This window comes from Mesorhizobium sp. M0991 (assembly GCF_040318915.1).
Lineage (GTDB): Bacteria > Pseudomonadota > Alphaproteobacteria > Rhizobiales > Rhizobiaceae > Mesorhizobium.
In genome coordinates this window covers 62,466-89,336 of sequence record NZ_JAMYNE010000005.1, presented here as the reverse complement: position 1 = coordinate 89,336, position 26,871 = coordinate 62,466, and the positions used below count along the sequence as shown (strand labels likewise).

Annotated in this window: 21 protein-coding genes; 10 read left to right on the top strand and 11 right to left on the bottom strand. The window is 61.0% G+C overall.

Annotated features, from left to right (window positions below):
- Positions 1-311: 311 nt before the first annotated feature.
- The 5 genes from NKH70_RS09780 to NKH70_RS09760 all read right to left on the bottom strand — a co-directional run bounded on the left by NKH70_RS09780 (position 312) and on the right by NKH70_RS09760 (position 6,090).
- On the bottom strand, positions 312-1,298 hold the full coding sequence (locus NKH70_RS09780) for an ABC transporter ATP-binding protein (RefSeq protein WP_352913746.1): 987 nt from the start codon (positions 1,296-1,298) through the stop codon (positions 312-314).
- The gene (locus NKH70_RS09775) at positions 1,295-2,317 is read right to left on the bottom strand and encodes an ABC transporter ATP-binding protein (RefSeq protein ID WP_352977292.1); all 1,023 of its coding nucleotides are present in this window, start codon (positions 2,315-2,317) and stop codon (positions 1,295-1,297) included. Before NKH70_RS09775 ends, NKH70_RS09780 begins: the two co-directional genes overlap by 4 nt.
- Positions 2,307-3,281 (bottom strand): ABC transporter permease, encoded by a 975-nt coding sequence (locus NKH70_RS09770; protein WP_352913740.1) that lies wholly within the window; start codon positions 3,279-3,281, stop codon positions 2,307-2,309. The genes NKH70_RS09775 and NKH70_RS09770 overlap by 11 nt, the downstream gene beginning before the upstream one ends.
- The gene (locus NKH70_RS09765; RefSeq protein WP_352913737.1) at positions 3,281-4,309 is read right to left on the bottom strand and encodes an ABC transporter permease; all 1,029 of its coding nucleotides are present in this window, start codon (positions 4,307-4,309) and stop codon (positions 3,281-3,283) included. The genes NKH70_RS09770 and NKH70_RS09765 overlap by 1 nt, the downstream gene beginning before the upstream one ends.
- Positions 4,310-4,416: 107 nt before the next feature.
- Positions 4,417-6,090 (bottom strand): ABC transporter substrate-binding protein, encoded by a 1,674-nt coding sequence (locus tag NKH70_RS09760; protein ID WP_352913734.1) that lies wholly within the window; start codon positions 6,088-6,090, stop codon positions 4,417-4,419.
- A gap of 299 nt (positions 6,091-6,389) precedes the next feature.
- On the opposite strand from NKH70_RS09760, the gene NKH70_RS09755 reads away from it, so the two are divergent.
- The 8 genes from NKH70_RS09755 to NKH70_RS09720 all read left to right on the top strand — a co-directional run bounded on the left by NKH70_RS09755 (position 6,390) and on the right by NKH70_RS09720 (position 16,900).
- Positions 6,390-7,115, top strand: a complete 726-nt coding sequence (locus NKH70_RS09755; RefSeq protein WP_352913731.1) for a helix-turn-helix transcriptional regulator — start codon at positions 6,390-6,392, stop codon at positions 7,113-7,115.
- Between the two features lie 170 nt (positions 7,116-7,285).
- A complete protein-coding gene (locus NKH70_RS09750; protein ID WP_352913728.1) occupies positions 7,286-8,185 on the top strand; it encodes a proline iminopeptidase-family hydrolase in 900 nt (299 codons plus the stop codon).
- 553 nt (positions 8,186-8,738) lie between these two features.
- Entirely contained in the window at positions 8,739-8,987 is a 249-nt protein-coding gene (locus tag NKH70_RS09745; RefSeq protein ID WP_352913723.1) for a hypothetical protein, read from the top strand.
- 293 nt (positions 8,988-9,280) lie between these two features.
- Complete coding sequence (locus NKH70_RS09740) at positions 9,281-12,019, top strand: AMP-binding protein (RefSeq protein ID WP_502908337.1); 2,739 nt, start codon at positions 9,281-9,283, stop codon at positions 12,017-12,019.
- Positions 12,016-12,999, top strand: a complete 984-nt coding sequence (gene nadE / locus NKH70_RS09735; RefSeq protein ID WP_352913966.1) for an NAD(+) synthase — start codon at positions 12,016-12,018, stop codon at positions 12,997-12,999. The genes NKH70_RS09740 and nadE overlap by 4 nt, the downstream gene beginning before the upstream one ends.
- Positions 13,000-13,002: 3 nt before the next feature.
- Positions 13,003-15,024 carry an asparagine synthase (glutamine-hydrolyzing) gene (asnB, locus tag NKH70_RS09730; protein WP_352718019.1) on the top strand — a complete coding sequence of 674 codons (2,022 nt, stop codon included), beginning with the start codon at positions 13,003-13,005 and terminating at the stop codon, positions 15,022-15,024.
- On the top strand, positions 15,024-16,577 hold the full coding sequence (locus NKH70_RS09725; RefSeq protein WP_352718274.1) for a class I adenylate-forming enzyme family protein: 1,554 nt from the start codon (positions 15,024-15,026) through the stop codon (positions 16,575-16,577). Before asnB ends, NKH70_RS09725 begins: the two co-directional genes overlap by 1 nt.
- Before the next feature lie 56 nt (positions 16,578-16,633).
- Entirely contained in the window at positions 16,634-16,900 is a 267-nt protein-coding gene (locus tag NKH70_RS09720; protein ID WP_292653750.1) for an acyl carrier protein, read from the top strand.
- A gap of 83 nt (positions 16,901-16,983) precedes the next feature.
- Here NKH70_RS09720 and NKH70_RS09715 read toward each other — a convergent pair whose 3' ends face one another.
- The gene (locus NKH70_RS09715) at positions 16,984-17,676 is read right to left on the bottom strand and encodes a N5-glutamine methyltransferase family protein (protein WP_292653749.1); all 693 of its coding nucleotides are present in this window, start codon (positions 17,674-17,676) and stop codon (positions 16,984-16,986) included.
- A 406-nt stretch (positions 17,677-18,082) separates the two neighbouring features.
- Between NKH70_RS09715 and NKH70_RS09710 the strand changes: the two genes are divergently transcribed.
- Together NKH70_RS09710 and NKH70_RS09705 are read left to right on the top strand one after the other, a co-directional pair.
- Complete coding sequence (locus NKH70_RS09710) at positions 18,083-19,834, top strand: type I secretion system permease/ATPase (RefSeq protein WP_352977289.1); 1,752 nt, start codon at positions 18,083-18,085, stop codon at positions 19,832-19,834.
- 242 nt (positions 19,835-20,076) lie between these two features.
- Positions 20,077-21,375, top strand: a complete 1,299-nt coding sequence (locus NKH70_RS09705) for an HlyD family type I secretion periplasmic adaptor subunit (RefSeq protein ID WP_352913715.1) — start codon at positions 20,077-20,079, stop codon at positions 21,373-21,375.
- A gap of 60 nt (positions 21,376-21,435) precedes the next feature.
- Here NKH70_RS09705 and NKH70_RS09700 read toward each other — a convergent pair whose 3' ends face one another.
- From NKH70_RS09700 to NKH70_RS09680, 5 genes are all read right to left on the bottom strand, one after another.
- Positions 21,436-22,698: a polysaccharide biosynthesis/export family protein gene (locus tag NKH70_RS09700; protein WP_352718013.1), complete on the bottom strand. Its 1,263-nt coding sequence runs from the start codon at positions 22,696-22,698 to the stop codon at positions 21,436-21,438.
- Positions 22,685-23,959, bottom strand: a complete 1,275-nt coding sequence (locus NKH70_RS09695; protein ID WP_352718012.1) for a hypothetical protein — start codon at positions 23,957-23,959, stop codon at positions 22,685-22,687. Before NKH70_RS09695 ends, NKH70_RS09700 begins: the two co-directional genes overlap by 14 nt.
- Positions 23,956-24,960: an SDR family NAD(P)-dependent oxidoreductase gene (locus NKH70_RS09690; RefSeq protein WP_352718011.1), complete on the bottom strand. Its 1,005-nt coding sequence runs from the start codon at positions 24,958-24,960 to the stop codon at positions 23,956-23,958. Before NKH70_RS09690 ends, NKH70_RS09695 begins: the two co-directional genes overlap by 4 nt.
- 74 nt (positions 24,961-25,034) lie before the next feature.
- Positions 25,035-25,709, bottom strand: coding sequence for a sugar transferase (locus tag NKH70_RS09685; protein WP_352467096.1), 675 nt, complete (start codon positions 25,707-25,709; stop codon positions 25,035-25,037).
- Positions 25,706-26,842 carry a DegT/DnrJ/EryC1/StrS family aminotransferase gene (locus NKH70_RS09680; protein WP_352467095.1) on the bottom strand — a complete coding sequence of 379 codons (1,137 nt, stop codon included), beginning with the start codon at positions 26,840-26,842 and terminating at the stop codon, positions 25,706-25,708. The genes NKH70_RS09685 and NKH70_RS09680 overlap by 4 nt, the downstream gene beginning before the upstream one ends.
- Between the last annotated feature and the right edge of the window lie 29 nt (positions 26,843-26,871).

The following is a 26,871-nucleotide window of genomic DNA, read 5'->3' as shown; positions in this document are numbered from 1 at the left end:
TCGACAACCGAGCAACATATCGGCGGCTGCCTGCTGCGGCACGAAAGAGTGGCCTCCCACTTTCCATCCTCTCCGGCGCAAAATCACGCAGCGCTCTACGGCCGCTTATGCCCGTCCCTCAAATCGTAGCATCGCTCGGCAACGCGAGAACAGTTACTTTAGTATTAGGCATTTGCGATGCCGGCCGCGCACCGCCGAAGCGCAACATAGCGTCGGATCGTGCGGCGTCCAGATCGGCCTCTATTCTCGCCGAAGCAACGATTACGGCTGAACGGTCCTGATCCGATATCGCTGACCGAGAATTCCCATCGTCAACCCTCGGCTGGATGATGGCACGCAACCAGGCGGCCCTCGCCAATGCTTTGGAGAAGCGGACGCTCGCTGCGGCAGATCGGGGTGGCAGCTGGGCAACGGGTGTGGAACCGGCACCCGGAGGGTGGGCTCATCGGGCTGGGCAGGTCACCCTTGAGCACCAGCCGGCCGCGCCGCGCCCGGTCGATGCTGGGTACCGGCACGGCGGAACGCAGCGCTGCGGTGTAATGATGTCTGGGCGCCGCAAAGACCTCGTCGGTCGGCCCGCTCTCCACGATCGATCCCAGATACATGACCGCCACACGGCTCGAGATCTGGCGCACGACAGAAAGGTCGTGAGCGATGAACACATAGGTCAGGTTGAACTCCTCGCGCAAGTCGGCGAGCAGATTGACGATCTGCGCCTGGATCGACACGTCGAGCGCCGAGACCGGCTCGTCGGCCACGATCAGCCGTGGCCGCAGCGCCAGCGCGCGGGCGATGCCGATACGCTGACGCTGGCCGCCGGAGAATTCGTGCGGATAGCGCGATGCGTGCTGGGGCGACAAGTCGACCCGGCGCAGAAGGTCGGCCACGCGGTCCGCCATTTCCGATGTCGAGAGGCGTTCATGGATGCGGAATGGATCGGCCAGCAGATCGCCGACCCGCCGGCGCGGATTGAGCGAAGCGCTGGGATCCTGAAAGACCATCTGCATTTGCCGCCGCAGCGGACGGAGCTGGCCCTGGGATGCGTCGCTGATATCGCGGCCCTCGAATTCCAGCGACCCCGAGCTGATTTCGGTCAGGCGCACCAGACACCGGCCAAGCGTGGACTTGCCGCAACCGGACTCACCGACGATGCCGAGCGTTTCCCCGGGCCAGATGTCGAGCGACACCGTATCGACCGCATGCACCGTCCGGCGCTGCGCCGGAAAGATCGAGCGGCCGACGCTGTAACGTTTCGACAGATCGCCGGCGCGAAGCAGCGGGCGCGGCACGGCATTCATCGTTGCATCTCCACGCCGCCAGCCCTCTGGGCAGCGAGCTGTCTGCGCGTAGGCTCCGGCAACAGGCAGGCGGCGCGATGGCTCTCGCCTTGCATGATCGGCAGTTGAACCAGACAGGCGTCGTGGCGAAAAGCGCAGCGGGGGCTGAAGGCGCAGCCTTTCGGCAGGTCGGAGAGCGACGGCGGAATCCCCGGGATGGCGGCGAGCCGGGCTGGACGTGGTCCCTCCATCGGCGGGATCGAGCCGAACAAGCCCCATGTGTAGGGATGCAGCGGCGCCCGGAACACGCTGCTCTTGCCGCCCTCCTCGACAAAGCGTCCGCCATACATCACCAGCACCCGGTCCGCGACTTCGGCGACGACGCCAAGATCATGCGTGACCAGGATCACGGCGGAGCCGAACTGGTCGCGCAGTCGTCCGATCAGTTCGAGGATCTGCGCCTGCACCGTAACATCGAGGGCTGTAGTCGGTTCATCCGCGACGAGCAGCGCCGGGTTGCAGGAGAGCGCCATGGCAATCACCGCACGCTGGCGCATGCCGCCGGAAAGCTGGTGCGGGTAGCTGTCGACGACCCGATCCGGATATGCGATGCCGACCGCATCCAGCAACTGCACCGCCCTCGCCCGCGCCGCTTTCGCCGACACCTTTTCATGCGCGCGCACCTGCTCGCCGATCTGATTGCCGATCGTATGCACTGGGGTGAGCGCCGACATCGGATCCTGGAAGATCATCGCGATCTGGCGGCCGCGAATGACATCGAGCGCACGCCGCTTGAGCCCGATCAGCTCCTGTCCCATGAAACGGATGGAACCGGAGACGATAGCGTTGGGGCTGTCGATCAGCCCCATAATGGCGAGCAAGGTCTGGCTTTTGCCCGAACCGGACTCGCCAACCACACCGACGATTTCGCGCTGCTCGACGGAGAACGAAACACCTCCCACCGCGCGCACCGGGCCCTCGTCGCTGCGGAAGGAGACGGTGAGGTCCTTGACCACCAAAAGAGGAGCATCAGCCGACATTGCGCGCTCTCGGGTCGACGATGACGAAGACGACGTCGACGACGAAGTTTGCCATCACCACGAAGAAGGCGGCGTAAATCACCGTGGCCAGGATCATCGGCAGATCGAGGGTCTGCAGCGCCTCATAGGTCAGTTTTCCGACGCCCTGCAGTCCGAAGACCACTTCGGTCAGCAGCGCGCCGCCACCGACCAGGGCACCAAAATCGAGGCCGAACATGGTAACAAATGCGACCAGCGAGGTCCTGAGGCCATGATGCAGCAGCACCCGGCGTTCGCCGATCCCCTTGGCCCGGGCGGTACGGATGAAATCCTCCTGCATCATCTCGATCAGGCTTGCCCGCAGCACCCGGCCATAGAGGCCGACATAAAGGGTTGCCAGCGTGAACCACGGAATGACGAGCGCCTTGAACCAGCCCCAGGGGTTCTCGGTCAGGGGGATGTAGCCGAGCGGAGGAACCCAGGAAAACAGCCAGCTGTCGTGCCAGCGGCTTTGTGTCAGCAGGTTGGCGACCTCGCCCAGCCAGAAGACCGGGATCGACACGCCTATCAAGCTCAGGATCATCAGCGCCCGATCCACGAATGTACCGCGCGTTGCGCCTGCGATCACCCCGACGATCAATCCGCCGAGCACCCACAGCACTGCCGCGCCACCGACCAGCGACAGCGTTACGGGAATGGCGCTTATCACGGTCGGAATGACGCGTTGCCCGCGATTGACGAAGGAGGTGAGATCGCGGCTAACGAAAAGCCGGTTCATCATCAGCCCATATTGCACCGGCAATGGCCGGTCGAGACCGAAATCGTGGCGCACCTGGATCAACGTCTCTTGCGAAGCATTGCGGCCGGCAATGCGCGCCGATGGATCAGCGCCAGGCGTCGCAAAGAAGATCAGGAAAGCGACGACGCTGATGCCGAACATGACTAGCACCATCTGGCCAAGCCGGAAGCCGAGCGCGGCAACCACTAGACGCCCCTCGGCGAGGATTTCGGATCGAGCGCGTCGCGCACGCCATCGCCCAGAATGTTGAAGGCCAGCACCGTGATGACAATGGCTAGCCCCGGCGCCAGTGCCACGACCGGCCGCGAATAGAGCAGGCCCTGGCCGTCCTGGATGATCGTGCCCCAGCTGGCATCCGGCGGCTGCACGCCGATCGACAGGAACGACAGCGAGGATTCCGTCATCATGTTGAGCGCCAGAATCAACGGCACGAAAACGATGATGCGGGTCACCACATTGGGCATGATGTCGCGCAAAAGGATGCGCCAGGGCGACGCGCCTAGGCCGATCGCAGCGGTGACGAATTCGGCATGCATCAAGGTCAGGACATGGCCGCGGATCGGTCGCGCCACATAGGGCACATAGACGATGCCGATGATGAAGACCGGTAGCCACAGGCTGCCGGAGCGGATTTCGAATGGACCGATCTGGATGCTCTGCGCAATCAGCACGATCGACAACGAAATCGCCAACAGGAAAATCGGAAAGGCCCAGAGCACGTCGAGAATGCGCGACAGGCCGATGTCGACGATGCCGCCGAAGAAGCCGGAAACGACCCCCAGAAACGTCGCGAGGACAAGGCACAGCACGGCTGCAGCACCGGAGATCAACAGCGAATCCCGTCCGCCGTAAAACAGCCGCGCCGCGACGTCACGGCCCTGGTTGTCGGCACCGAGCATATAGGGGCCGATGCGCCAGGTCGGCCCGATCGGCGTCATGCCGAGGCCAAGGCCTTCGGTGGAGGGCTGCAGCACCGGCTGGGTCACCCCATCGACAACGATCTCGCCATTGAGATTGGTCACAAATGGATCGGTGCCGGAGACGTATCGCGCATAAAGCGGCGCCGCGAGCGAGGCGATCACGATGACGACGAGCACGGCGAAGGCAGATATTGCCGAACGATCGCCTTTCAGCTTGCGCCAAGCGGTGCGCCACGGGCCATCGGTGGCCCGGCGAACCGGGATGGCGGGCTGGTCCGCAATGACATTGACCATGAACAGGATTGCCTAGGAAAAATCGCGGCCTGGAAGATGCGCTGATCCGCCGGAAAAGGAAATGCGACGGAGAGCCAGCGGCACTCCGTCGCATTGGCTCCGGTCGGCTATTCCACCCAGGACTGGCTGACGATCCAGTAGAATTGCGGGCTGAAGGTGAAGTTCTTCAGCCTGGAAGAGATGACATCGACGCGCTTTGGCGTGAACAGGACAGCGACCGGAGCCTTGTCCGTCACGGCCTTGTCGATGGCGGTCCAGAGTGTCGCGCCCTTGGCCGGATCGGCGATGGTGGCTGCCTCTGCCTCGTCCATCGATGCGTCGATCGACTTGTCGCAGAACCCCGAAATATTGACCGAGGCGTCGGAGCCCGGCGTAAACGAGGCACAGCTGAACAAGACCTGCAGGAAATTCGACGGCGCCGGGTAATCCTGGAACCATTGCGAAATCGAAATCTGCACCTTGTTATTGGTGTTCTGGATGTAGGTGAACTGTATGTTCTGCGAGATCGGCTTGACCGACGTCTTGTAGCCAAGCTGGTTGAGCACGTCCTGCAGGTACACGCCGATCGCCTTGGAGACGGTGGTGTCCTCGGTGATGATCGTCACCTCCTGACCTGCGGTTCCCGATTCAGCGACCAATTGCTTGGCCTTGTCCATATCCGGCGCGGACCACTTCTCACCTGGATTGGCGGTGAACGGGCAATAGGCTGCGAATGACGGGAAGCCCGGCGGCAGGATCTGACAGGCCGGCTGCGCCAGATTGCTGCCGCCGAACAGCTTGACGATCGCGGCGCGGTCGATCGCGAAGTTCACGGCTTGGCGAACGCGTATGTCGTTGAACGGCGCCAGATTGGTGTTCATCGGCGCGTACCACATCGCCGTCAGCGGGTGAACCGTGACCTGCTTGGCATATTTGGTGCCGAGTTCGGCGAGACGGTCGGACGGCGGCGGATCGAACATCCAGTCCGCCTGGCCATTCTCGACCGCCGTCACCGCCGCCTCGTCGGTAAGGCCGAATTCATAGTCGATCTCGTCCGGATATCCGGCCGGCTGCGCTTCCTTGCTCCATTCCTTGAAATGAGGGTTGCGCACAATCTTCATCAGCTTGTTGGGGTCGTAGCTGGCGATCATATAGGGTCCGGTGCCCGGAATCGGATCGGTGCCGGCGTCCTTGAGCGGCGCGCTCGCCGGCAGGATCGACGCGTGTGGAACGGCCAGCTTCTGCAGGAACTCGGCATCCGGCTGGACGAGTTTGAAGGTAATGGTTCCGGCCGCATCGTCAACCGACAGGCCGCCGTCGAGGGTGCATGTCGCGGGCGCCTTCAAGCACGCATCCGCACCAACGATGCCTTTGTAGAAGGTCCCGGCCGTCGGCCCGCTGATCTTGAAGATGCGCTGGAACGAAGCCACCACGTCCTTCGTGGTGACATCCGAGCCATCCGCGAATTTGATGCCCTTGCGCAGCTTGAAGACATAGGTCTTGCCGCCGTTCTCGACCTGCGGGAGGCTTTCCGCCAGATCCGCGACGACCTGGAAGCCCGTCTTGTCCCCGGCCTTCTTGTAGGTCACCAGGCCATCGTAGAGGACATAATTGATCTGGAAATACTGCAGCGTGTAGTTGATGTGCGGATCGGCGGTGCCTGCCGCGGCATTGGCCAGCAGTCGGAGCGTGCCGCCTGGCTTGCCCTCGGCGGCCAAGGCACTGCTTGCCGGCGACATCATCGTCACGCCGAGCAAAGCCAGCCCGGGAATCAACGCTGTAAATGCTTTTTGGAGTCGCATATTTGTTCCCTCATGGAGGCGTGTCGGCTTTTGCCGCGCTGAACCCGGTGGATCGACCATCGCGCGGCTGAAAACAGTCTGGGTTTGCGAACGGCGTCCGCTACTTCGCCCAATCGCAAAAGACTACGGCGAGCGAAGCCGGACGGGATAGCTATTAAGATAGATAGGGTCGGACAGGCTTATCCCGCCTATTTGTTGAGCAGCCGGCCGACATGGCTATTTGACAAGCAATCATCAGCGGGTAAGCTTGCCGGATGCAAAGCCTTCCAGGCGATCTAGAGAGCCGGTTCCGAACTGGAATGAGCATCGACGCTGCCATGGTGGTGGCGACGGAGGTGCTGGAGCCGATCGGTTTCACTGCATTCATCTACGACTATACGCCCGTGCCGGTCAGTCACAAGGGCGAGCTTATCACGCCCTCGCTGATGGCTCTGCGCAACGTGCCGCGCGACATGCAGGATCTCTGGTGCAAGGGCGGATATTATCAGCTTGACCCGGTGCAGGAGGCCGCGCTCACCGTATCGAGACCGTTTCTCTGGTCGCACAGCGGCGTTCAGAGCACCGTCATGCAGCGCGTGCTCCAGTCCAAGCACGATCCTGTGGTCAGCTATTTGCTTGACACCAGGATGACCTGCGGCGTCACCGTACCCATTCGCCTTGCCGGCGGCGATCTCGCCACCTTCACCGCGATCCGTGCCGATCCGGAGGCCGGGTTCGAGCTCGAAGCCAGACCCTTCATCGCCGAGATCGGCGATCTGGGTCATCTGCTGCATGACTCCGTCTACGCCGGTTTCGACGCCGGAATCCGCACCTGCCAACATGTCCATCTGACGTCGCGCGAACGCCAGTGCCTGCGCCTGGCCGCTGCCGGACTGACGGCCAAGCAGGTCGCGCGTGAGATTGGCCGCGCGGTGCCTACCGCAACGCTGCACCTCAACGCGGCGACGCGAAAGCTTGGCGCGCGCAACCGCTTCCATGCCATCGCGCTCGCCGCCCATTACCGGCTGCTCGAACCGGAGCATTGAGGCTCGCGACCTGCGGGCGATCGGCCTCCTCCCGGGCAAACCCATAACCGGCAAACCTATAAATAGTGCTAGCTGTAAATGCGCCGGGCCGCTTAGTACCGTCGGCCGCAAAACAAGGCTTGGGAGGGCCCACAGTGGCTCCTGCTGCGCCATGATGCGGAGCTTGGATTGTGACGGCACATGCGATCACTGAAGGATTTAGCTACTACAACGGTTATCGCACCTGGTACCGCGTGACCGGAGACCTCGGTTCGGGCAAGCTGCCCCTGGTCGTCGCTCATGGTGGACCGGGCTGCACGCACGACTATGTGGACTCATTCAAGGAGCTTGCCGGAACCGGGCGAGCCGTCATCCACTACGATCAGATCGGTAATGGCAAATCGACCCATCTGCCGGACAAGGGCGGCGACTTCTGGACCGTCGATTTCTTCCTGGGCGAACTCGATGCGCTGCTCACCCATCTCGGCATCGACAGCCGCCACGCCCTGCTCGGCCAGTCCTGGGGCGGCATACTCTCGGCCGAGCACGCCGTGCGCCGCCCTGAGGGGCTCAGGGCATTGATCCTGGCCAATTCACTGGCCTCGATGGCGCTGTGGGTGGACGGGGCCCGGCAATTGCGCGCCGAGTTGCCAGCCGATGTTCAGAGTGCGCTCAACCGGCATGAAGCGGCGGGAACCACCGATCACCCCGAATATGTTGCGGCGACGAAGGCTTTCTACGACCGTCATGTCTGTCGCGTCGTTCCAATGCCGCCAGAGGTCGCCCGGACATTTGCTGCAATCGAGGAAGATCCGACCGTCTATCACACCATGAATGGTCCCAATGAGTTCCACGTCATCGGCACGATGCGGAACTGGACCATCGTCGACCGCCTGCATCGGATCGAGGCGCCGACCCTGGTTTTCCGCGGCTTCTACGACGAAGCGACCGAGGCCTGCGTCCAGCCCTTTCTGGATCTTATCCCGTACGTCGAAGGCCTGGTCTTCCCGAATTCCAGCCACATGCCGCATGTCGAGGAAAAGCACGACTGCCTCACCGCCGTCGGGCGCTTCCTGGCCAAATACGATTGACGTTCCAGCAACACGCCCTTCAGCCTGCGGTGGCCGAAGACGAGTGACAGTCCGCTCTCGGCAAGGTCGGCGAGCAACTCCTCGTTGCCGCCGCCGGTGCCATGACGATGCCGTCGATGCGGCGCTCCAGCACCCGGTCGATCTCGCGCGCTTCGCGTGCCGTGTTTCTCGTCGGTGTTGAACAGCAGAATATTATAGCGCTCGGCGCGCTGGTGGGCCGCGTCCTCCACTCCGCATACGAACTCGGCGAAAAAGGGGGTGGTGACGTCCGAAATCGGCGCGGCGATGGTGCCGGTCTGGGCGGCGGGCAGGCTGCGCGCTGTGCCATCCGGCCGATATCTCAGCGCGCTGAGCTGTCTTGAGCTTCTTTTGGTCTCGACGCTCAGGGCGCGCGAACCGTTGACGACAGGGGAGACCAGCGCGGTCGACGCCGAGTGCGAAGGAATTCGGTGCCTGCGGGTATGGAACGTGTGCACCCCAAATTTCGCCAAGCACGTTGCAACCGAAACCATTAGCGGCCGTTAAAGTTCGGGTGGTTTAGCGGGAGGCTTTCATGCAGACGTATCTCGTCGAGCGTATGGACGGCGACGATGTGATCTCGGTGCGCGTCGTCAACGCGCCGAGTCCGTTCAGAGCTGCGGCCATGGTGACCGATGGACATATTACCTTCCGAAAATGGGAAAAGGACTGGATCCGTGTGACTGACGAAAATCGGGGACAGATCTATGCATATTGTTTCGTCCCCGGCAGCTATTCCGACACCGAAGCATCGCCGGTATCGCCCGGGAGAAACACAGAATAGGCAATATGCCTGAATGGCGGCAAATTCCGTCTCGATCCCACCTTGGTCTTCGATCCCGCCTTGGCATGTGTGCAACAGGTGTTGCCAACTTGGCACAAACGCCAGTGCTCGCTGCGTCATGCGCACCACAGCACCCAGCGAGCCCGGAATGATTGGCTCGGCCGGCGGTTTGCGAAACAGGCGAAGTGACTAACCAAGCGTCCTTGAGGGAAGATCAGGGCATCATCAGAATGATCGATGAAAAGATTGGGGCGGGGGGCGATAAGTGACCCTAATCTTAGCGTGGGCAACTCATGTCTTCGGCATATTTGGGATCAGAAATCGCGGATCAGGATCTAGCGGTGGATTGTCAGACAGCGACCTCCGATAATTGGTCAAGTGTCTCACAATACGCACTGGATCAGGGTGGTCCCGTACTGCGCCCATTTCAAAGATTGGGCGCCGATTTTACCAACATTGCCGCCTTCGAGCACCTGAGAAGTATCGTCCGCCAGTACCCCGACAAGCTTGCAATCAGCGACGGCGCCAATCGTCTGACCTATTCCCAGCTTCTCCGGTCAGTTGAGACGCTGTCCTACCAGATCGCGGCGGCCGTCCCAGACGGACAGGCGATAGGTATTCTTCAGGCCAACTCGGCCTGGTATCCCATCGCCATGCTCGCAAGCATGACGGCTGGACGGCCTTCGGTGCCACTGAACGCGCGAGATCCTAGCTCGCGGATTCTTGAAATCGTGGCCGGGGCGCGGCTCTCAGCTGTCCTGGGCGAGGGCAATGTCCGACCCGACGGTTTGCCTCACCGGGTCAGTTGGATCGATGTGTCGACCAGTGCGGCCTCGCAGGCTGGGCAAGTGCCTCAGTCTTATTCCGTATCTGTCGATGCGCCCGCCATCGTGCTTTATACGTCAGGAAGCACGGGCCGGCCCAAAGGCATCGTTAACAGCCAGCGCAGCTTGCTGTGCCGGGTCCAGCAATATGTCGATGCATGCCACATCAACTCGGATGATGTTTTCCTGCCATTGACCGGACCCGCCACAATCGCGGGGTGCCGGGAAATTCTTGCAGCCCTTCTCACCGGCGCCACCTTGCATCTGGTCGAAGTCGAAGCGATCGGCTTGCGCGCCGTTCAACGCCTGGTGCGTTCCGAAGGCGTGACAATCACCTATCTGGTGCCGGCGCTGCTTCGCGCTCTCATGGCAGACGGACCTGCTGAAGCGTTCCATTCACTTAGAGTCGCCCGGATCGGTGGCGAGAAGGTGCCCTGGACCGACATCGCCCTGCTGCGCAAGGCCGTCTCCGATACGTGCCTCATCCAGATCGGTTACTCGTCAACCGAGACCACCGGCGCGCAATGGTTCCTGCCGCGAGACTGGCCGGAGCATGGAGATTCGGTTCCAGTTGGCTGGCTGCTGCCTGGAATCACCTTCGCAATTGTCGACGAAACGGGCCGCTGCGTTCAACCGGGCCGCAGAGGAGAGCTTCTGATCAGGAGCCCGTATGTCTTGCTTGGCCATTGGGAGGACGGGGCGGTTTTCCCGGCGACATCAGACCCGGACGATCCAGGCCTTCGGATTTTCGCGACAGGTGACCTCGTTCGACTTGATAATCAAGGCCTACTGCACATCGTCGGTCGCAAGGGGCGCCAGGTAAAGATCAATGGTCGACGCGTCGAGCCAGCCGAACTCGAACGGGTGCTGCGTTGCGCACCCTCTGTTGCGGATGCTGTGGCAATCGTGGCTGCGGCGAATGAGCTTGTCGCCTTTGTTGTTCCTCGGGGCTCGGCCGAAGTGACCTTTTCGGACGAGCTTCGCCAGCTTGTCAGGACCAATCTGCCGCCGCCGCTGCGTCCCTTGCGGTTGCACACGATCGCCGAGATTCCGCGTCTGCCGAGCGGCAAAGTCGACATCACGACACTTGCAGAGATGGATCTTTCAGCCAGAGAGACAGCAGCGAGCGCGCGACCGCTCGAGCCGCGGGGCAAGCTGACGGCGCAGCAGGTCGTCCAGCGGGCATGGACCAGCATTCTCAATACGCGCGTGGCGGCAGGGCGCTGGGATGACGCCGGAGGAGATTCGCTGAAGCTGCTGCACTGCGTCATGGAAATCGAAAGCGCCATCGGGCAGGAACTCGGTCTTGAGGCCTTCACCGTCGGGATGAGCCTGGACGAAATGGTCAAGGCGGTCGTATCTGCCCAGGCAGGCGATCAAAGCGCGCGCGCCGAGAAGCACAACCCTCCCATTCTTTTTCTGTTCCCGGGATCCGTCGGCTATGGCCCGAGCCTTGCTGCCTTTGCAGCAGCGATGGGCAAGGTCACCCGCGTTGCCCCGATCAGGTATCCGGCTCTGGCTCTAATACTGCGCGGACAAAACAGCCTCGCCGACATGGCCGATGCCGCCGTCGAGCAGATCCGCCGCGCTCAACCGTCGGGTCATGTACGACTTCTCGGCCATTCGCTCGGTGGCGCTGTCGCTTTCGAAGTTGCGGCGCGGCTGCTGGCCGCCGGGCGAACCGTAAAGTTCCTCGGCATCCTCGACACCAGCCTCGTCGGCGAGCGAAGCGCCTACTTGGAGACGTTTACGCGCACATTCAATCGAATCCGGACCAACCGCGTATCTGCTTACCGGATGGCTTGCCGCGCCCTCGCGAAAGTCGCCGTGAAAATGCGGCGAGAGGCGCAACTGGTCCAGCTTCTCGATCGCTACGCTCAGGGACAGTTCAATGCGACGAGCTTTAGAACCAAACTGGAACTGCAGGAGGTTTTGCGGGCACGGGCCTTCTTCCAATGGCTGACAGAGCCGAAGCCGGCGCTGCCGATCACCGGCACCCTGTTTCGCTGTGCTCGACCCGGAATGACTCTGGCCATCGGCTGGGATCGCGTTTTCGCCCATCTGGACGTGATTCCGATCGTCGGCACCCACATCGATCTGGTCATAGAGCCTCACCTCGCCACCAACCGTCCCCTTATCGAGAAAGCGGTGGCGCAGACCTATTCGCCAACCGAGTCTCGCAAACTGGAGTACAAGTCATCGACCTGACCTCAACATTCGGCAAGGACGCGCTGGTGCTCGACGCTGGCGCTGAAGTCGATCGCATCGTCCAGATCTTGCGCCAGCAGGTCTTTGGCACGCTGCGACGTCGAGGGGTGGTTGTCGGCCTCTCAGGCGGCATCGACAGCTCAGTCGTCGCGGCGTTGTGTGTTCGCACCTTTGGGAAAGACAAGGTCCTCGGGATATTCATGCCGGAGCGCCATTCCTCCGGCGACTCGCTAAGGCTCGGCCGCACTGTTGCCGCACAGCTTGGTATCGATACGATCCTGGAGGATATAACGCCGGCCCTTGAAGCAATCGGCGCCTATAGACGGCAGATCGAAGCAATCCAGACTGTCGTTCCCGAATATGGGGACGGCTGGAAATGCAAGCTGGTGCTCGCCTCGGTTCTCGAGAGCAACGGTCTCAACATCACGCGCCTCACGGTTCAGGACCCTGAAGGCAAGACCGACACGGTGCGTCTGCCGTCGGCCGCCTACCTGCAGATCGTCGGTGCAACCAATTACAAGCAGCGCCTGCGCAAGATGACCGAATACTACCATGCCGACCGCCTCAACTACGCGGTAGCGGGCACGCCGAACCGCCTGGAGTACGACCAGGGCTTCTTCGTCAAGCAGGGCGACGGAATTGCCGACCTGATGCCAATCGTTCACCTCTACAAGACCCAGGTCTACCAGTTGGCCGAATATCTTGGGGTGGAGGAAGAGGTCCGGCGCAGACCGCCCACCACGGACACCTTCTCGCTGGCGCAGAGTCAGGAGGAGTTCTACTTCGCGCTTCCTTATTATCTGATGGATCTGTGCCTCTACGGCTTGAACCACGGGATTGCCAACGAAGACGTCGCTGAGGCCACCGGCCTCACCGTGGTGCAGGTTCAGAAGGTTTTCAAGGATATCGACAGCAAGCGGCGCGCCGCACGTTATCTTCACGCGCGGCCGTTGGTGTCCTCTTCAATGGGCGAGGGCTAGGCGATGTGCGGCATCGCCGGAATTGTGTCGCTGAGCACCGCCGCGGCGCCCCCGTCCCGGGATGCGCTGATGCGCATGGTGGGCGCGCTGGCGCATCGCGGCCCGGACGAGCGCGGCCTTTACCGGGACAGACGTGCCGGATTGGCGCATGCCCGCCTGTCCGTCATCGATCTCGCGAGCGGCCAGCAGCCACTCGCCGGCGCGGGCGACACAATGTGGATCGTCTTCAACGGCGAAATCTTCAATTACGTCGAGCTGCGACAAGACTTGGTCGCGCTCGGCTATCGCTTCCGCACACGCAGCGACACCGAGGTCATCGTCCATGCCTATCATGCCTGGGGCGAGGCCGCCTTCGAACGAATGAATGGGCAGTGGGCTGTCGCCATCTGGGACTCCGTGGCGGGTCGTCTCGTCTTGTCGCGGGATCGGTTCGGCATCTGCCCGCTGCACTTTTGCGAGCATGGCGGGCGGCTTTACTTCGCCAGCGAGGTGAAGGCCATTTTCGCGGCCGATGCGGACATACCCCGCGCCTTCGATCCAGCCGGCATCGATCAGACTTTTACACTTTGGACTGTCGCGCCGCCACAAGGCGTGTTTGGAGGAGTAAGCGAACTCACGCCGGGGCATGTCCGCATTTATGACAGCGGCGTCGTTCGCGAGCGGGCTTTTTGGAAGCCTGGCTATCCAGAGGTTGGCGCACCCGGCGATGATGAATTCAGCGGCTCGCTTGATGACGCGGTGGAGGAAGTGCGCAGCGCCCTGGAGGCCGCGACGGCGCTCAGGATAGTACGCGCCGACGTGCCGGTCGGCTGCTATTTGTCCGGCGGGCTCGACAGCTCACTGGTCACCACGCTGGGGAGACGCTTCGCGGGCGAGCGCTTCCAGACCTTCTCGCTGCGTTTTGCCGACGCCGAGTATGATGAGACGCATTTCCAGCGCCTGGTTGCCGGCGTGGCCGGCAGTGACCACCATGAGGTGGTTGTTTCGCGCAGCGATATCGCTGGCATCTTCCCTGAGGTGATCTACCACACCGAGCGGCCAATCCTTAGGACCGCGCCGGCGCCACTGTTCCTGCTCTCGAGACTGGTGCGCGAGCATGGCATCAAGGTCGTGCTGACCGGCGAAGGGGCCGACGAAATGTTCGCGGGCTACGATTTGTTCCGCGAGGGCAAGGTCCGCCGCTTCTGGGGACGCCAGCCCGCCTCGACGCGACGCTCCCGTTTGCTGGAGCGCCTCTATCCCTATCTCAGCCGCTCGCCGGTGCAGCAGCAGGCGATGGCACGCCAGTTCTTCGGGCGCGACATCCACGCCTGTGACGCGCCTGGTTTTGCGCATGGCACGCGCTGGCGTACCACAAGCGCCATCAAGCGGCTGTTTTCGGCAGACATGCGCTCCCAAACGGAGCGCCGCAACGCCGTGTCCGAGCTGCTTGCCCGCCTGCCACCGGAGTTTTCGCGATGGGGCTCTCTTGCGCAGGACCAGTATATCGAGATCCAGACGCTGATGTCGGGATACCTGCTTTCCTCACAAGGGGACAGGATGCTGATGGCTCATTCCGTCGAGGGGCGCTTCCCGTTCCTCGATCATGAACTCGTGAGGCTCGCGAATTCGCTTCCGGCCGCCTACAAGCTGCGCGTGCTCGATGAAAAGCATGTGCTGAAGCGCGTGGCGCAACCGATCGTGCCGTCGGAAATCGTCACCCGCAAGAAGCAGCCTTACCGGGCCCCCAACGCGCTTTGCTTCGTCGCAGATGGCGCTCCGGCCTATATTCGCGAGGCACTTTCGGAGCCGGCGCTGCGCGAAGCGAACGTCTTCGATCCTAAGTCGGTTACCCGGCTCCTGAGCAAGTGCCAGGCCAGCGCCGGCGGCGGCGACCTGTCCAACTCCGACAATATGGCGCTGGTCGGGGTGCTATCGACGCAGCTTCTCCATCAGCAATTTATCGCGAGCCGTCCAAGTGGGGCTCGCACGCTCAAGCTCAGCATCGATATCGACCGCGTGCATCGCGAAGAGGTGCTCGCGTGATGCATGGCGCCGTACCGCTCCTGCACGACTATCTCACCCACTCTGCCAGCCGGCTCGGCGGCAAGGTGGCCCTGGTGTGCGGCAACCAACGTGTCACCTATGGCGATCTCGATATGCGCTCGAACGCCATAGCGCATAATTTGACCGAGGCTGGAATCACACGTGGCGATCGGGTGGTGATTTTCGCCGACAACACTGTCGAGGCTGTCGTTGCGTTCTGGGCGGTGCTCAAGGCCAACGCCGTGGTGTGCATCGTCAATCCGCTCACCAAAAGCGACAAGCTTGATTATCTGCTCAACGATTGCCGCCCGACGGCATTGATCACCGACAAACACCTGCACTCGATTTTCAGGGAGCCGGCGCGGAATTGCCCATCGTTGCGCCGCATGATCGTCTCCGGACCGATCGAACGCAACGACCTGCAAGAACTGCCGCATGCTGTGCGCTGGGATACTGCGGTCGCGCCAGCCCGCAGCACGCCGCCCGCGCGCCGCTGCATCGATATCGATCTCGCTGCGATCATTTATACGTCCGGCTCGACGGGCGAACCCAAGGGCGTGATGCTGACGCACCGAAACATGATTGCCGCGTGCGCCTCGATTTCCTCATACCTGGCGCTTGCCGAAGACGAGGTGATCCTCAATGTCCTGCCGCTCGCCTTCGACTACGGTCTTTACCAGATGATCATGGCATTCGGCGCCGGCGCCCGGCTGGTGCTTGAACGCTCGTTCGCCTTCCCGGCGCAGATCCTTGGGCTGATCAAGCAAGAGAGGGTGACGGGTTTTCCCGGCGTACCGACCATCTTTGCCACACTCGGGGAGCTCAAGTCTCTCAGGGATCAGGATTTTTCGAGCATTCGCTACGTCACCAACACTGCGGCCGCCCTGCCGCTCAAGCACATTCTCCTGCTTCAGGAGCTGTTTTCTGGCGCCCGTATCTATTCGATGTACGGCCTTACCGAATGCAAGCGCTGCACTTACCTGCCACCGGACGATCTGGAGCGAAAGCCGTTGAGCGTCGGGATCGCCATCCCCAACACGGAAATGTGGATTGTCGACGAGCATGACAGGCGGGTCGGCCCCGGCGTCGTTGGTCAGCTCGTCATCCGCGGAGCGACGGTGATGAAGGGCTATTGGGGCAAGCCGGAGGCGACAGCCAGGAAGCTCAAGCCCGGCCCGCTGCCGGGTGAGCAGGTCCTGTACACGGGCGACTACTGCCGGATGGACGCCGAGGGCTACCTCTACTTTGTCGGTCGCGGCGACGAGATCATAAAATCGCGCGGAGAGAAGATAGCGCCGAAGGAGGTGGAAAACGTGCTGATGAACATTGCGGGCGTGCGGGAAGCCGCGGTCATCGGCGTTCCGGACGAGCTGCTCGGGCAAGCAGTGAAGGCGTTTGTCGTGATGGAGCAGGGAAGCATGATCGGTGAAAAGCAGTTGCAGAAAGAGTGCCAGAGACGGCTGGAAAACTTCATGGTTCCGAAGTCCATCGTCATCGTACCCAGTCTGCCGATGACCGACACGGGCAAACTCAAAAAAACGGCCCTGTCATGAGTCGGTACCAGGGCGAAGTTGATCAGCATTCATCTTTTGTACCGGAGGCGAAATCAATGTTATCTACCAAGGATAGAACCGATACCTGCAGCGAACAAATTCGCGCTTTCCTGGCCTCGAATTTCTATATAGCCGATCCGGAGAGCCTGGAGAGCGACACCTCGCTTCTCGACCAGGGCATCGTGGACTCGACGGGGGTGCTCGAGGTTATCGGCTTCATCGAGGAGACCTTCGGCATCACGGTCGAAGACAGCGAGTTGCTGCCCGAGAACCTCGATTCCATCCAGGGAATTGCGCAATACGTCATGCGCAAGAGAAACTGATTCCCGAAACCTTGCAGCTCTGTTTCAAGTCCCCGGCCGTTAAGCCGCGACAGCGTGTCTGAAGCCTGCCGCGACTGCAGTGCTTATGCCTGCGCTTTTGTGTGTCCCACAACCACCCTGCCCTCGCCCGCTGGATTGGTAACTGCCCGGATACTCTCATAAGCCTTGGAACGCTCGAGCAAACTCATGACCTGTCGGTCCTGGCCAAGCCCGACCTCGAAAAGCAGGATGCCTCCGCGCCGCAAATATCGCGGCGCCTCCTTGAGCACCCGCATATGGATGCTCAGGCCGTAGGGGCCGGCTGCGAACGCTTCACGCGGCTCGAGTTCGACCAGATGCGAACGGTCGCCCTCGAGCCGTTTTTCGGAAATGTAGGGCGGGTTGCAAACGATCACGTCGATCGTGCCGTCAAGCTCCAGGCCGGAGAAGGCGCTGAATAAGTCGCCCTGAAGCACCGTTACCCGCTCCTCCATATCAAGATGGATGACGTTGCGGCGCGCGACCTCCACGCATCCGTCGGTAAGATCGCTTGCCCACACGCGCGCGGTGGGAGCGTGGTGTGCGATGGCGCACGCCAGATTACCCGCGCCACAGCACATGTCGACAACGCGAGGTACCGGCAAGTTCAGTTGGCTCAGAACATCGAGAGCGGCCTTGCCGAGCAGTTCCGTTTCCGGCCGAGGAACAAGCGCACCGGGCGAGACCAGCAATTGCAATCCCATGAAGGTGCTGCGGCCCCTGCCATAGGCATCGGCGACATTGATCTCTTCGCTCACGACACTCGCCTTCCCGTTTTAGCCGGCGTTGGTGGCCGACAATGGCGTACCGATGAAGTGTATCTCAAAATCGTTTAACTCTCGATCGACAAAATCAAAACCCATCGCTCCCCAGACGCTTTGAAGCCTTGATGCTACGAAGATGACCATAAGCTTCTGCGCCGTGTCATGATTAGGAATATCTCCTTACTCGACCCGGTTATCCCCAGCCTGGCGAGCCAGTTGCCGAATTCTCAGCCTGGCGTCACGATTTTGCTACATTTTAATCAAAGAAGGCACGTATGTAAGCAATTCGTAATGTTCCAGCAGCGGGGCGGAGCTGCTGCTTCCCGGAAGGTTAAAGTTTGTCCCTCATCGAAAGAACCGACGAGATTGCGCGGCAATTTCGCGTCAACGAGCGCACATCATGAAGTCAACCAAAGGGCGCTCGCTCGATCTACGCTCCGCAATGTTCGGCTGTGTGCATGGCCTCGTTGGCGTAGGCGTTTTCTCCGGATTGATAAATATCCTCGCCTTGACCGGCTCCGTCTACATGCTCCAGGTCTACGACCGCGTGCTGCCTTCGCAGAGCGTGCCGACTCTTATCGGATTTACAGTCGGGATGCTGGGACTTTACGCGGCCTATGGGCTCCTCGATTTCGTGAGGCTTCGCCTGTTAGTCCGCATCGGCAGCCGCCTGCATAAAAATCTTCAGCAAAAGGCGTTCGCAGCCTCGCTTTCCCTGCCCCTCGTCGCCGGGCCGGATGCGAACCGGGTACACCCGCTTCGTGATCTGGACCAGCTACGTGGCTTTCTTTCCGGACTGGGGCCGACCGTCTTATTCGATGCTCCCTGGATACCATTTTATATGGTGGTCATCTATCTGCTGCACCCGGCGCTTGGTGTGCTGGCAACGCTCGGCGCATGCGCCGTTGTGTTTTTGACGGTGGTTGCCGAGATCATCGGCCGCAAACCCGCGGCTCGTGCATCTGAAACACTCGTAGCACAGCGGCTTCTGGCCGATTCCGGCCGCCGCAACGCAGAGGTTGTTCAGGCGATGGGCCTGTCCGCTCCGCTTAGCCGGCGCTGGAACGAGGTCAGTCATCTTTATCTGAAGAACCAGGAACGGCTTTCCGACGTCGTCGGCGCAGCGAGCTCACTGTCGAAGACGCTTCGAATGGCCTTGCAATCATGTGTGCTGGGGCTTGGTGCCTACCTTGTGATCGGGGGCGAAGCCTCGCCGGGCGTGATCATCGCATCGTCCATTTTGCTGGGCCGCTCACTGGCGCCGGTCGATGTGGCCATCGCAAACTGGAGGGGGTTTCTGGCAACCCGCAAAAGCTATTCCGAGCTGGCGGCAGCACTGGATGCTTTTGCTGGCCAGCAAGAGACAATGGAGCTGCCGCGCCCAAAGGCGGAGCTAGCGGTCGAAGAATTGACCGTCGCGCCACCAAGTCTGCAGAAGCCAACCATCTTCAATGTAAGCTTTCGCTTGGCGAGAGGCGCAGGGTTGGCGGTCGTCGGCCCGAGCGGCTCCGGCAAGACCACGCTCGTGCGCGCTTTGGTCGGGGCATGGAAGCCGCTTCGTGGCGCGGTAAGATTGGACGGCGCCTCGCTCGATCAGTGGAATTCAGAACTGCTCGGCATTCATATTGGCTACCTGCCACAGGACGTTGAGCTGTTCGACGGGACGATCGCCGACAATATTTCGAGGTTCGGTGGCAAAAGCGACGCAAAAGGCGTGCTGGCAGCTGCCAAGGCTGCGGGCGTGGACAAGATGATAATGCGTCTTCCGCAGGGTTTTCAAACACGCATCGGAGAAGGCGGCGCGGCCCTTTCGGCTGGGCAGAGGCAGCTCGTCGGGCTTGCCAGGGCACTTTACGGCGATCCATTCCTCGTCGTTCTTGACGAACCAAATTCCAATCTGGATGCAGACGGCGATGCTGCTTTGGCCGGCGCAATCCTGGCAGTGCGTCAGCGCGGCGGTATCGTGATCGTCGTTGCGCATCGCCCCTCCGCTCTCGTCAACATCGATCAGGTACTCGTCCTGTCGAACGGGATGCTCCATTCGTTCGGCTCGCGTGAAGACGTTCTGGCAAATGTGATCCGGCCCTTCCCGCGTCCGGACAAGCCAAACATTGTCGTTCCGCTGCAGCACGGTGCAAGCGGGCATGCGTGAGGTATTGCTTAGTGTCTAACGTGACCATGTCGTCGTATGCTGCGGTTGGCGGCGAAGTCCAGCCGACCGGGGCGAAGCCGGAGTCGGATGGCATTCGAGCCAATCTACCCTGGGGTAATCTGGTCCGGAGCCTGGCAGCGAATTGTCGTTCCGCCGCACAAAGGTGCAGCCGGGCATATGTGAAGTATCGCTCTACTGTTACCGTGTCGTCATACGTCGCCGCCGGTGGCGAGAGCCGTTCGTTGGAGACGAAGCCAGATCCGGATGGAATCCGGGCCAATCTGCTCTTGGGCCTGGCAACCAGCTTGCTGTTGATCTTTGGCGGAGGGCTCTGGTTGGGATTGACCAAGATTGCCGGCGCGGTGATTGCGCCTGCGACTGTGGTCGTCGAAAGCAACATAAAAAAAGTCCAGCATCAAACCGGCGGCACCATCGGCGGAATCTTCGCGCAGGACGGCGATCATGTGAAGGCCGGCGACGTGTTGGTCAGGCTGGACAACACCTTGACCCGAGCAAACCTGCAGATAATCACCGAGGATCTCAATCGCGCCACCATTCGTCTGGCCCGACTGGAGGCCGAGCGCCAGGGTCTGCCGGAAATGCAGATCCCGCCCGACCTTCGGGCTCAAATGGGTGACCCGCAAGTGGCGGCACTTGTCAGTGGCGAGCGTGCCTTGTTTGAAAGTCGTGCTGCGGCGCTGGCTGGCCAGAAGGCACAATTGCAAAGCCGCGCGAAGCAGCTGGAACGTCAGATCGATGGCCTCAAATCGCAGCAGTCTGCGACGGACGAGTCTCTGGATCTGCTGACCAAGAACCTTGCAGATGTTGAATCTCTCTACGCAAAGAAGTTGGTGTCCAAGGAGAGGTTGAGCAATGTCAGCCTGGAGAAGACCCGGACTCGCGGCGAATCGGGACGCCTTGTCGCAGCGATAGCGGAGGTACAAGCTCACATCAGTGAAACGGACCTGCAGGTGCTTCAGCTCGACGAACAAATGCGGAGCGACGTGACCAACGAACTTCGCGAAACGGAAGCCAAGCAGACCGAGCTCAGCGAGCGCAAGGTGGTGGCCGAAGACGAACTCGGCAGGACAGACATTCGTGCCCCGCAATCGGGCACGGTACAAGAATCCTCGGTCCACACCGTCGGCGGCGTGATTGGCGCTGGAGAGGTGCTCATGATGATTGTGCCCGATTCCGACAACCTTGTCGTCGACGCTTCGATTCCTCCGTCGCGTATCGATGAGATTCATCCCGGACAGCAGGTGTCGATCCGCTTTCCGGCGTTCGACGCCGGCACCACACCTGCTTGCGAAGGCTCAGTCAACCGCGTCTCAGCAGATCTGATCAAGGATCAGCAACGCCAGCTTTCCTATTTTTCGGCGCGCATCGACGTCGAGAATGAAGCGACCTGCCTGACAGGAGACAAAATACTCAAACCCGGCATGCCCGCCGAAGTCCACATAAGAACCGACGAGCGCAGTGTCTGGTCCTACTTGATGAAGCCTCTTACCGATCAGTTTTCCAGAGCCTTCAGGCAGTAAAGGGGTTGCCAAACTCAACCGGCAGTGCGGCGGCCAATTGGATCGGAGCCCGGCCGATCGCTATCGGGTCGCCGCGTTTTCGAGAGCGCTGCTGAACCTGACCTCGATCGTGTCTCCCGGCATGACCTCGGTGTCTTCTTGGGCCGGCTGTTTCCGCCATTCTTCGTCGACTTTGCGAATGATCGTGACCTCGGCCTGGATCCTTTCGCCGGCAACCGGCAACGGCAGGGCGGCAGCTCCCGTAGGCTGCAACTTCTGGCTCGCGGCGCGAAGCCTTGCGCTGACGTCGGCAAGACGCACATTGGTATCCTTCAGCTCGGTCAGCAGACCGATCCTTCTTTGGTTGTCATTGCGTTCGTGCTGTCTGGCAAAATCGTCCTGCTGACGTCGTGCTCTCATTAGTTCAACCGAGGTTTCGAGTGCCCGGCTGGAAGAGAGCACCAAAGCGCGCCGGACATCGGCGAGCCGGGTATTGGTTAGATTTCCCGACTCAAACGCTTTTCTTACGCGCGCCAGCTCGTCTTCGTCCGCCTTCACCCCATCCGCTTCGGCCTGCTCGCGCTCGAGCAAGGTCTCGGTTTGTGCAGCAGCATCCTTGCCACTTTTATCGAGAAAGCTCTGCTCTTTCTGGAAATTGTCCAACGAGAGCTTCAGACCTTCTGCTTCGGCCTGCGCGATCGCCGACGCAAAACTTGCCGGCAAAGGCGACCCTTGTGGTGGCTGCATGTCGAAAGTCGACTTACCCTGAAGTTCGGCGCGGATACGAGCGCTGTGAAAATAGTCTCTCGTGTATTCCCCCCAAAGCGACTCATAATCGCGCCGCAGATCCACCGGATCGGGGCCAACCTGGTTTGCCCGGGACCGCAAAAGGCTGAAACCACCTGACACGGCGATCGCCTGCCGCACGGTCATCAGCGGGCGGTAGGCCTGCTGTCCGGGAGTGAGCACGTCGCCGGTCACATAGATCGGCCTGTACTCTGCAACCACGGCGGTCACGTCTGTCGGCTTGATGACGATCATTTGCTCCCGCCCGTCAGGCAGCCGCTGGTGGAATATCTTGGTTGGCAAGATCGTCTGCATGCGTGTCTGCAATTCGGCCGGAGTCAGGCCGCCCACCGAAACCATCCCGACTTCGGGAAGCGCGATCGTGCCGTCCATCTGGACCACCGCACGTTGCGTTCGCTCAGAGATGGAGGCAATTCCTATCTCGACGGTATCGCCCGCGGAAAGTCGATAAGCAACCCGCGCTTCCGCTGCAGCGGCCGTTTCCACGGTAGCCAGCATACCGAGCACGACAAGAAGGATTCGATTAACGAGGACCATTGGCGGCAATCTCCTTCTGGTTCGACCGCGGCTCTTCCGGCCAATCGAGACGGGTGATGAATTCGTAGACCGGCCCGCCAGGCACACCCCAGTTGCTCGACCAGATTACCTGAGAGCCGTCGGGTGACGGCGAGGCATGGGTTTCGCTCCAATAGTCGGACGGGACGTTGTGGGTTTGCGTGACCCGTCGAACCTCACCGCTGCCATCGAGGCGCAGCGCGATCACCTCTCGCGCATATGGCGCCCAGTCGGGATTGGCAGAGATCTCATCGGGATTGCCGCCATAGCTCACGAACACCCAGCCGCTCCTGTCCAGTGCCCGCACGGACGCATGCTCGGCTTCGCCAAACTTCATAAGCGAGGTGACCTTCCCGTCGACCAGTCTCCTTTTGATGACGTGATATTTGTCAGGGTCGGATTTGCTGATGCCCACGAAAACTTCGCTGCCGTCTTCATCGACCGTCATATCGCCATGGCCGGGCCGATGATGGTCCGTCCATCTCTGCCGCAACGTCCCGTCGACGGAGAAAACAGCTCGCTGTTCTGTGTCTTCCTTCACGTTCTGAAAGCACAGGATGTTCGCTCCGAGCGGGGAGATCGAGCAGGCGCTGACGGTTCCGGCAAGCTGGGCAAGATCGATGTCCGGAAATTTCCGGCGCTGCTTGAGATCATAGGCAAAGGCAACCATCGCACCATCGCCACGGATTGCGCGCACTGCTATGCGATCGCCGTTACGGCTGGGATTGCCTTTGGACGGCCCGAACTGAAGATCATGGTAATTCGGCGACACGAACAGCACGTCTTCGCGATTGGTCCGCGGCGCCCAGGTCGAAATTTTCCGGTCCTGAACGCAAATCATCAGATCGGCATTTTGCGGATGCCATTCGCATTCAGCCGATCGAGCGCGACGGAAAAGCGGGACATAGGTCTGCCCGTCGAAAAAGCACATGCCATTGCAGCCGTTGGTGATGACGAGGAGACTCTGGTCTGAATTCCACGCCTGGGAGCTGGAATAACGGTGGCTGCAAAATTTTTTCTCGCATACGACGCCATTGCCAAGAGCGCCAGGCTTGGTAATGCGCATGAAAATTGTCCCGAAGGCTGGATCCGTCGCGGGTTGGAGATAATCGGGCAGATCCATCATCACTGGCGCGACAAACTGTGTAGGCGCGCTGTCTTGCCGGCCGCCGGCCGTGGACAAATCCAACGACAAGGCAGCCGCAATCAACAGTGGAGCCAACCCACGCGGGCGAAAGGTCATGTCATGTAGCCCATTTCGTGTCGCACTCGGCCTTCGCTGAGGCGCCCTTGCCACCATCCGATGGTCCGCTCCAAGCCTTCGCGCAGGCTGGTCTGGGCGCGCCATCCAGTCTTGCTTTCGAGGAGCGAAGAATCGGCCAGCAAGGCACGCACCTCGGAATTCTGCGGCCGAAGGCGGCGCTCGTCGCGGTGAATCGGTTTCTTGCAGCCACTCAACTCGATCACCAGATCCAATACGTCCGAGATCGTCACAGCGCGCTGGCTTCCGGCATTGTAGGCATGGCCAAATTCGAGCTCGGCCGAACCTGCGGTCAAAAACGCCGCCGCAGTGTCTTCCACGAAAGTAAGATCGCGGATCGGGCTTGTGTCTCCCACCATGATCGCCGGGCATTTTTTGTCGAGAGCCTGACGTATGATGGTCGGCACGATGGCCCGCTCACTTTGGCGTGGGCCGTACGTATTGAAGGGCCGCATGATAACCACGGGGATGTCAAACGATCGGGCGTAGGACTCCGCCATCATGTCCGCACCGATCTTGGATGCCGAATATGGTGATTGTCCCTGCAACGGGTGGGATTCGCTGATAGGCATTGTCAGCGCGGTGCCATAAACCTCGCTTGTCGAGGTGTGCACCACACGCTCAGTCTCCCATTGACGCGCCGCTTCGAGGACGTTGACCGTGCCCAGGATGTTGGTTTCCACATAGGACTGGGCGGCCGCATACGAATACGGGATAGCGATCAGTGCGGCGAGATGAAACACGACCGCCTGGCCACGCACGATCCGATTAAGGAACGCGCTGTCGCGAACATCGCCGCGGATGAGGTTCAGCTGGCTTCGTATGGTGTCCGGTAAATCGTCCAGCCAGCCGTGGCTGTCGAACGAATTATAGAGAGCCACCGCCGTGACGTCGGCACCGCTACGGACGAGTGCTTCGGTGAGATGCGAACCGATGAACCCATCGGCACCCGTAACCAGAACTTTCCTGCCCTTGTATGCCATGACCCAAGCGTTCCCCCTATGACGTGAGGCACTGACTTTGCAAATCCACGAGAGCGCGGATGTCCCGCCTGCTCTCAAGTTCCGATCGGCGGCGGCGAAACGACGCCAAGCACCGCCAGCAGCCCGCGCACCATCCACACGACATCGGAGACGATTGTGCGCTGCGGATAATAGGAAAGGTCGAGCCTGGCTTTCGCAGGAAACAGAACCTCGCGGTAGAACAGTAGCGGGTCCACGGATCCCGGATAAAAATGCGCTTCATTCCGGAAGAGGACCTGGGCTGGACCCAGCAAGCCTGGCTTGTATTGTAAAATACCCTCGAAGCTCCCGCGAAAACAATCGGCGAAGACAAGGCTCTCCGGGCGGGGCCCGACGATTGCCATCTCGCCTCTGAAGACGTTCCAAAGCTGCGGCAGCTCGTCGAACTTGGTGGCGGCGAGGAACCGTCCTACCGGCGTCATGCGGCTGTCATAGGCCATGGTCAGCGCCAAGCCACCGGGATCGCATTGCACGCTGAACTTGCGGAACTTGTACATGCGGAATGGGCGAGCACCGGCCCCGACGCGGGTCTGCGTAAAGAAGATGGGCCGACCACCTTCCAGCAGCAGCGCCACGGCAATCAGCAGCATCAGCGGAGCGAAGACGATCGCCGCGGCCGCAGCAACGACGAGATCAATTGCTCGTCTCACAGACCCATGGGCGGCGCTCGAGACGTTAGGCCGGTGAATGGCTAGGTCCAGGGCATTCATGCGGCTGTTCCTGTCTGGGCGCAACTGTTAACCGCTGCGGCAAGAGCGACAACCACCGTTTCGACCAAAGGTGCTGTGACCTGCGGATGCAGCGGTACCGTCAGCTCGCGCTGCGCGAAATCTTCAGTGCGCGGTAAATGAGTACCGGGAATAAGCTCACGATAGAGCGTCATCTGGTGCACCGGCGGGTAGTGGATAGTGGTTTGTATCCCTTGCGCGCGCAGTGCGTCGATGACGTCTTGCCTGTCGGCGTAACGTGGCAAAAGGATAGGCATGATGTGGTAGGCCGACGTCCGCGGCTCGTGGAACGGGATGGTCACGGCCGGGCAATGCTTGGCTATGAGACGGCGATACAGCATGACCAGGATACGCCTGATCTCATTCCACTCCTGCAAATTTTGCAGCTGGACCAGTCCGATCGCAGCCCGCAATTCATCCATGCGATAGTTGAATCCGAGCATGGTGACATCATACTGAGGGGTGCGGCTGTTCAGCCTTTGACGTGTCCCGGTGGTCATCCCATGTCCACGCGCCTGGCGGATTGTCTCGAGCAGACCGGCATCCCTGGCGATCACAGCCCCGCCTTCCGCCGTGGTCATGTTCTTGTTGCCGTAGAAGCTGAAGGCGGCCGCGGCACCAAATGTCCCCACCTCCTTCAAGCCCGGCGCATGCGCCGCGTCCTCGACGATATGCAGCCCCCGGGCACGGGCGAACCTCTGCCATTGTTCCCGATCGGCGAGGTAGCCGGCGAAATGGACGAGAATGATTGCCTTGGTGCGGGTCGTGCATTTCGCTTCGGCTTCCACGATCGACATCAGCGGCACGTCGGCTGACTCGATGTCGACGAAGACCGGCGTCGCACCGACATAGAGGACCGCATTCGCGGTCGCCACGAAAGTCAAGGATGGCACCAGCACCTCGTCGCCCGGTCCGATACCAAGTGCGTGCAAAATGAGATGAAGTGCTGCGGTACAAGAGCTGACCGCGACGCAATCCTCCGCGCCATGCACGTCGGCAAAAGCTTGTTCGAAGGCTCGTACCTGCTCCCCCATGGTCAGCCAGCCGCTGTCGATGACCTTGGTCAAAGCAGTCTTCTCCGGCACACCCAAGATCGGGGCACTGACCAAGAGCATCACAACCTCCTAGACTGATAACTGTGGGA

Excerpts from the sequence above, each read along its gene's own strand:
- NKH70_RS09740 (WP_502908337.1), top strand. The coding sequence starts at position 9,281 with ATGTCTTCGGCATATTTGGGATCAGAAATCGCGGATCAGGATCTAGCG.
- NKH70_RS09700 (WP_352718013.1), bottom strand. The coding sequence starts at position 22,698 with ATGGTCCTCGTTAATCGAATCCTTCTTGTCGTGCTCGGTATGCTGGCT.
- NKH70_RS09720 (WP_292653750.1), top strand. The coding sequence starts at position 16,634 with ATGTTATCTACCAAGGATAGAACCGATACCTGCAGCGAACAAATTCGC.
- NKH70_RS09725 (WP_352718274.1), top strand. The coding sequence starts at position 15,024 with ATGCATGGCGCCGTACCGCTCCTGCACGACTATCTCACCCACTCTGCC.
- NKH70_RS09765 (WP_352913737.1), bottom strand. The coding sequence starts at position 4,309 with ATGGTCAATGTCATTGCGGACCAGCCCGCCATCCCGGTTCGCCGGGCC.
- NKH70_RS09745 (WP_352913723.1), top strand. The coding sequence starts at position 8,739 with ATGCAGACGTATCTCGTCGAGCGTATGGACGGCGACGATGTGATCTCG.
- NKH70_RS09775 (WP_352977292.1), bottom strand. The coding sequence starts at position 2,317 with ATGTCGGCTGATGCTCCTCTTTTGGTGGTCAAGGACCTCACCGTCTCC.
- NKH70_RS09710 (WP_352977289.1), top strand. The coding sequence starts at position 18,083 with ATGAAGTCAACCAAAGGGCGCTCGCTCGATCTACGCTCCGCAATGTTC.
- NKH70_RS09755 (WP_352913731.1), top strand. The coding sequence starts at position 6,390 with ATGAGCATCGACGCTGCCATGGTGGTGGCGACGGAGGTGCTGGAGCCG.
- NKH70_RS09680 (WP_352467095.1), bottom strand. The coding sequence starts at position 26,842 with ATGCTCTTGGTCAGTGCCCCGATCTTGGGTGTGCCGGAGAAGACTGCT.
- NKH70_RS09685 (WP_352467096.1), bottom strand. The coding sequence starts at position 25,709 with ATGAATGCCCTGGACCTAGCCATTCACCGGCCTAACGTCTCGAGCGCC.
- NKH70_RS09690 (WP_352718011.1), bottom strand. The coding sequence starts at position 24,960 with ATGGCATACAAGGGCAGGAAAGTTCTGGTTACGGGTGCCGATGGGTTC.
- NKH70_RS09760 (WP_352913734.1), bottom strand. The coding sequence starts at position 6,090 with ATGCGACTCCAAAAAGCATTTACAGCGTTGATTCCCGGGCTGGCTTTG.
- asnB (WP_352718019.1), top strand. The coding sequence starts at position 13,003 with ATGTGCGGCATCGCCGGAATTGTGTCGCTGAGCACCGCCGCGGCGCCC.
- NKH70_RS09780 (WP_352913746.1), bottom strand. The coding sequence starts at position 1,298 with ATGAATGCCGTGCCGCGCCCGCTGCTTCGCGCCGGCGATCTGTCGAAA.
- NKH70_RS09695 (WP_352718012.1), bottom strand. The coding sequence starts at position 23,959 with ATGACCTTTCGCCCGCGTGGGTTGGCTCCACTGTTGATTGCGGCTGCC.